Genomic DNA, 1805 nt, shown 5'->3' with positions numbered 1-1805 from the left:
GGTCAAGAAGGACAAGAAGCTGACCACGGAATACCGGCCTCAGCCCGTCACTGGCTCGTGCCGGCGCAGGTGATCTGGGCCTGAGGCCGGTATTCCGTGGTCAGCTTCTTGTCCTTCTTGACCACCTTGTCGCCCTTGTAGAACACACGGGTGACGTCGATGGTGAACCCCTGCTCCCCCACCGTGGGCAGGCACCCGGGCTCGGAGCTGACCTCGCGCCGGAACGGCTTGAAGTCCCGCCGCTCCGACGTGACCGCCTCGACCTTGTCGTACCGTTTGGTGCTCCACAACGTGACCGTGACCGACGTGTCGGTGAAGGCGGTCTTGATCAGCACCCCGAACTCGGAGTCGTTACGCCACTTCAGATCGGTCTCCGGATACAGCAGCGCGACATCACGCCCAGCCGGATAACGCTGCGCGTAGTAGTCCATCGGCTGGTGCTCCACGTCGTCGAACCCGCCGAGGAAGCTCGCGTTGTACATGGTCGTGGCGAACTGCGAGACACCACCGCCGACGATGCTGACCATCCGCCCGCCGACGATCTGCCCGGCTTCGACGTACCCATCCTCGACGGTCCGCTCCCCCACGACCTCGTTGATCGAGAACGTCTGCCCCGGCCGCACCAGGTGACCGTCGAGTTGCTGCGCCATACGCTGAATGTTCTTCGCCCGCGGCTGGCAGCAGTCGAACGTCGTGCTGAACGAGCCCACGATCTCCTTGATGCCGAGCCCGCGGACCTGCTGCGTGCTGACCGTCGGCTCGACCACCCCCAGCCGCACCGGAATCGTCCGCTCACCACCGGTGTCGAACACCTTCTCGGCGTCCCTGGCCAGCAGCTTGTCGTTCACGCCCCGCCCGGTGCGGGCGGGCACCAGGACCGGCTTTTCGTCCACGATCTGGTACGTGGCGTCGCGCGGCTGCTGGGCGGCGTCGACCAGCTCGCTCTCGACGTCCGCCAGCACGGCCTTGGCGTCGAACTCCGGCGCCAGCGCACCGTCGCCGTCCGGGTTGAAGGTGAGGTTCGCCGCGATCACCGCCGGAGGGATCTGCGCCTGCTTGTCGCCGAGGGTCAGCGTGATGGGAGCGGCGACGGCCTTGCGCGCCTTGGCCAGGGCGGTCTTAACGGCTGCGTCGGTCGTGTCCGGTTTGGCGGGCCGCAGCGACAACACCACCGTGCCGCCGCCACGCAGGAAGGCGTCGCCGATCTGGCGTACCGCGTCGTCCCGGTCGATCAGGACCCCGTCGGCGGGCGCGCGGCCCTTGGGCTGGAGGCCGGTGAAGACCACGCGGCCTTCGACCGCGGGTTTGTCCACGCCCTGCGCCAGCCCCTCGACGGTCCTGGCGAGCTGGGAGGAGTCGATGGTGACCTTCGGCTGGAGCTCGGTGGTGCCGGTCAGGCCCTGCCACACTTCCTGCGGGCTGGGGAACCCGCTCGGCGCCTGCCCGATCGTGCCGACCACGTCCAGCTCGAGCCCGGCCTCGTCGGCTTGTACGGTGTCCTTCTTGCCGGAGATCTCGACCACGACGGGCTTGCTGAGCTTGGGGCCCAGCTCGTTACGCAACTTGTCGGCCGCCTGGGTCACGGTCAGCCCGCCGATGTCGACCCCGGCCACGCTGGTGCCCCGCAACACGGATCCTGACATGAGCACGGCGGGCACCACGTACGCCAGCGCCGCCAGCACCACGACGAACAACGCCAGGCCGGGCAGGAGCCGGCGCCGCCTGGGCGGGTCGGCGTCGAAAGGGGAGGGCCGTTCGGGTGCGCCGGCCACTCCGAAGACGGGGGCGGGCGGGGCCGACGGCTC

1 protein-coding gene is annotated in these 1805 nt (G+C 69.0%); it reads right to left on the bottom strand.

Annotated elements, in window-relative coordinates; genetic code table 11:
* Positions 1–47 precede the first annotated feature (47 nt).
* Positions 48–1805 (bottom strand): VanW family protein (locus ETD86_RS54205; protein ID WP_138674364.1); only part of this gene is annotated, 1758 nt, incomplete at its 5' end.

This window comes from Nonomuraea turkmeniaca (genome assembly GCF_005889735.1).
In the GTDB taxonomy this organism is placed as follows: Bacteria; Actinomycetota; Actinomycetes; order Streptosporangiales; family Streptosporangiaceae; genus Nonomuraea; species Nonomuraea turkmeniaca.
This window is presented reverse-complemented; position numbering and strand designations above follow the sequence as displayed.